Source organism: Mesorhizobium sp. M7A.F.Ca.CA.004.12.1.1 (assembly GCF_003997835.1).
Classification (GTDB): domain Bacteria; phylum Pseudomonadota; class Alphaproteobacteria; order Rhizobiales; family Rhizobiaceae; genus Mesorhizobium.
Window position 1 is genome coordinate 1 of sequence record NZ_RZRK01000565.1, and the last position, 4,050, is coordinate 4,050.

Consider the following 4,050-nt stretch of genomic DNA (forward strand, 5'->3'; position numbering starts at 1 on the left):
GAAGGCGTTGGCGAGATAGTTCACCCCCATCTGCGGCAGCACGATCGCCAGTGGCGCGACCAGTCCGCCGGCAAGCCCGGCGATGGCCGCGCCGAAGGTGAAGGCAATGGCGTAGGTACGCCGCGTGTTGATGCCGACGCCCTCGGCCATCTCGCGGTTCTGGATGACGGTTCGGATATCGAGGCCGAAGGGCGTCCGGCTGATCAGCAGGATGACGCCGAGCAAGGTCAGCATGGCGATGCCGATCAGGATCAGCCGGTAGGCCGGATAGACGGTGAAGACGAGATCGAGCGTGCCCTCGATCGGCGGCGTCACCGGCTTGGCGCCGAGGCCGAAGGTCAGTTCCAGCCCTTGCTGCAGGATCAGGCTGACGCCCCAGGTGGCGAGCACGGTCGAGACAGGCCTGGAATAGAGATGGCGGATGATGGCGAATTCGAGGATACAGCCGACCACCGCGCCGGCGATGGGCGCGGCGGCCAGGCCCAGCCAGAACGAGCCGCCCATGCTCTGGACGAAATAGACCGCGAAAGCACCGACGGTGACGAACTCGCCATGCGCCAAATTGGTCACGTTCATCAGCCCGAAGCTGATCGCCAGCCCGAGCCCGACCAGCATCAGGATGCTGATCAGCGTCAGCGCGTTGAGCAGCGTGGTGATGAGAAAATCCATCGCGTCAGGCCGCGCTTGCGAGACGTTGGCGCAGGCCGGCGAGCAGCCCCTCTGCGGCATCGATCGCAGCAGCCTGGTGTGGCTGCAGATCCTGCCCAGCCCACTCGTCGATATGGTCCGACAGCGGATCGACCACTTCGGTACGGTGATTGGCCAGCGTCTCGATGACGGCATGGCCGCAGAACGGCACATAACCTTCGGAGTAGCCGCCCTCATGGGTCATGATCAGACGCCCTTGCGAGGTCTCGGCGGCCAGCGCCACCATGCGCGCGGCGAGCCGCCTGAAGCATTCGCTGTTGAGCATCATGCGGCCGAGCGGATCAAAGCCTGACGCATCGAAGCCGGAAGCGACGATGACGAGGTCCGGTCTGTAGGCGCGCAGCGCAGGTGCGATGACGCGGTCGAAAGCCGCTTCATAGGCGCCGGTGCCGCTGCCCCCCGGCAGAGGTATGTTCATGTTGTAGCCTTTGCCGGCATCTTTCCCGTTGTCGGCCAGCGCACCGCGCCCGGTCGGGTAGAGATTGTCCTGATGCACGGAAATGGTCAGCACCGACGGGTCGGAATAGAACACCGTCTCGGTGCCGTTGCCGTGGTGCACATCCCAGTCGACTATCGCCGCGCGCCCGAGCAAACCTTCATGCTGCAGCCGGCGGACAGCAACGCCGATGTTGGAGAACAGGCAGTTGCCCATCGCCTGGTCGGGTTCGGCATGATGCCCCGGCGGCCGCGCCAACGCATAGGCATTGTCGACGCGGCCGGTCAGCACCGCGCGCATGGCGGCATAGGTGGTGCCGGCAGACAGCAGCGCGATGTCGAAGCTGTTGAGACCGATCGGCGCCTGTGGTCCGGCGAAACCGGAGCCACGTTCGCTCAGCATGCGGATATCGTCGACATGGCGTTGCGTGTGCACGCGCAGCAGGTCCTCGATCGAGACTGGCTCTGGGATGATCGGCACCAGATGACGCGACAGGCCACTGACCTGGATGAGGTTGTTCAGCCGGCGCTTCGAGCCGGGCGATTCCAGATGGCGGCCGGGTTCCACGAAACGGCCGGGCGGCATCATGTCGGCGCTGGGGCCGGTGTCGTGCCACATCAGCTGTTCGTGAAAAACGTAGCCTGTCGCCATCCGCAGCGTCCTCCGAAAACCAGGTGACGCTAGCAGGCTGACGATCATGTGGCCCGACCCGAAAGAGGGGTTGTGCCCGTTATTCTATACCCCTCCCTTCGGAGGGGGATGGGCGCCTGCTGACCCTTGCGCGGCGCGCACCGCCTGCACCCGGTTGGATACCGCAAGCTTGCCGAAAATGTTCTTCAGGTGCCATTTCACCGTGGTTTCGCTCACCGACAGCGCCAAGGCGATATCGCGATTGGACATGCCCTCAGTGAGATAGCGCAGCAGTTCGGCCTCGCGCTGGGTGAGCTGTTCCTTCTCAGCGGCTGGTGCGGCCAGCTTGCGAGTCGCGGCAGGCATTGTCTGCGCGGCGTCGATGATGCGCGTGGCATAGGCTGACAGTGCTGGATCGGTCTTTGCCTGGGCCGCACGCAGCCGCATCAACCCGTCGATAACAGGCCTTCCCTCGTCGACGAAGGAACGGATGAAGCCTGACGGCTGAGCAAGACGAAGTGCTTCGAGAAGATAACGGTCCGCCACGCGTTGGTCATGGGTGGCGCTGACTGCCTTGGCGCGCAGGATCAGCGCGAGGATATGGCGGCGCATGCGCCCGCTGCTTTTCGTTCGCACCAACAATTCGTCGAAAATTCGGGCGGCCGCGGCATAGGATTTCTCGGCCGTCAGCAGGCGGCCTTCGGCGAAGAACTCGAACTCGTTGGCTGTGGTGATGGCCATCGAAGCCTCGGTCCCTTCGCCGCGATGCTCGGTCAGCAGCGCGCGCGCCTCAGCATTGCGGCTCTGGTCGAGCAGCACGCGTATGCGGTCATGCACGATCATCGATGCCAGGCGGCGATACACCGTGCCGCGCACGCGTTGATAGACGCGCTCCAGCATATCCAATGCCGCTTCGGTGCGGCCCGTCAGCTGCAGCACGCGGGCATAGGTCGGCACGCTGGCCAGGGGATAGACGATGACCGCCGCGCCTTCGATCTGCGGTCCGAGATTCTCGACCAGCGTCAACGCCTCGCCCGACGCATTGGTCTCGTAGGCGAGTTCGGCAAGCAGCGTTCCGGCTAGGGCTTCGGCATAGGAGTTTGCACCGATCCGCGCCCTGGCTTCGATGATGGCGTTGCGCAGCAGCCGCTCTGCGGCGGGCAGGCGGCCCGCCGAACGCTCGATCACGGCCATGTAGCAATTGGCGATGGTGACGCCGAGCAGGCTGCCGCTTCGCTCGTGCGCCCGTCGTGCCGCGTCGATGGCGGCGCGGGCACCTTCGAGGTCGCCCAGCGCATAGAGGTTGTAGCCTATGACGTTGGCGGTCGCGCCCTCCATGAACCAGGCATCGGGCGCGATGACGCGCAGGGCCGCAAGGGCTGTGTCGCGCGCCTGATCGAACTGCTCCAGCGCGTGCTGTGCACGGCAGCGGCGAGGACCACGAGCTCGGCCTTTATCGTCGTGCCGGTCATGGTGCCCGGGTCACTGCCGTCGGCCGGTCCGGCCTCGACCAGCTTGCGCGCGTTGCTAAGCGTCTGCTGCGCAATCTCGGGTTGGCTGCTGTGCACCGCCAGCCACAGCACGACGAGTTGCAGCCGGATGCGCTGGTCAATCAGCGTCCTCGGCAGCAGCGCAAGCAACTGACGCACATAGAGGAGCTGGCACTGGGCGATGAGGTCGAGCGCATTGTTCTCGACGAACACCGCCGCGCGGGCCTGGTCGCCGGCGGCCAACGCGTGCCCGATCGCCTCTGTCAGCATCTTGCGCTCGCCGAACCATTCGGCGGCCGCCAGATGCAGCGGCGCGATCATCTCCGGTTCGCGCCGCTCCATTTCTCGGCTGAGGAAATCGCGGAACAGATGATGGTAGCGGAACCAGCGCCGTTCTTCGTCGAGCGGCACCAGGAACAGGTTGCGCGTCTCGATCTCGGTAATCGCCGCCTCGGCATCGGCCGCCCGCATCACCGCTCGGCAGGCCTCGGCACTGAAGCGTTCGAAGATCGAACTGTAGAGCAGGAATTTTGCGATTGCCGGCGGCAGTTCCAGGAACACTTCGCCCATCAGGAAGTCGGCGACGTTTCGGTTGGCGCCGGTGAAGTTGCCGATGACGGTTTCGGGTGCATGTGCGGCACTCAGCGACAGCGAGGCCAGTTGCAGGCCGGCGGCCCATCCTTCGGTGCGCGAGCACAGGGTTTCCACCGCACCGCTGCTGACGCTCAAGCCCAGCTTGTCGTTGAAGAAGGCTTCCGCTTCTGACGAGGCGAAGCGCAGATCGTC

3 protein-coding genes and 1 pseudogene are annotated in these 4,050 nt (G+C 65.0%); all 4 read right to left on the reverse strand.

What is annotated here, in order from left to right:
- On the reverse strand, nucleotides 1-669 hold a 669-nt coding region (locus EN984_RS25100; protein ID WP_127384021.1), incomplete at its 3' end, for a branched-chain amino acid ABC transporter permease.
- 4 nt (nucleotides 670-673) lie between these two features.
- On the reverse strand, nucleotides 674-1,795 hold the full coding sequence (locus tag EN984_RS25105; RefSeq protein WP_127267844.1) for a class II histone deacetylase: 1,122 nt from the start codon (nucleotides 1,793-1,795) through the stop codon (nucleotides 674-676).
- Between the two features lie 84 nt (nucleotides 1,796-1,879).
- Nucleotides 1,880-3,184 (reverse strand): LuxR C-terminal-related transcriptional regulator, encoded by a 1,305-nt coding sequence (locus EN984_RS38995; RefSeq protein ID WP_348630236.1) that lies wholly within the window; start codon nucleotides 3,182-3,184, stop codon nucleotides 1,880-1,882.
- A pseudogene (locus EN984_RS39000) lies at nucleotides 3,085-4,050 on the reverse strand (LuxR family transcriptional regulator); the annotation flags it as partial. The pseudogene EN984_RS39000 and the gene EN984_RS38995, both read right to left, overlap by 100 nt.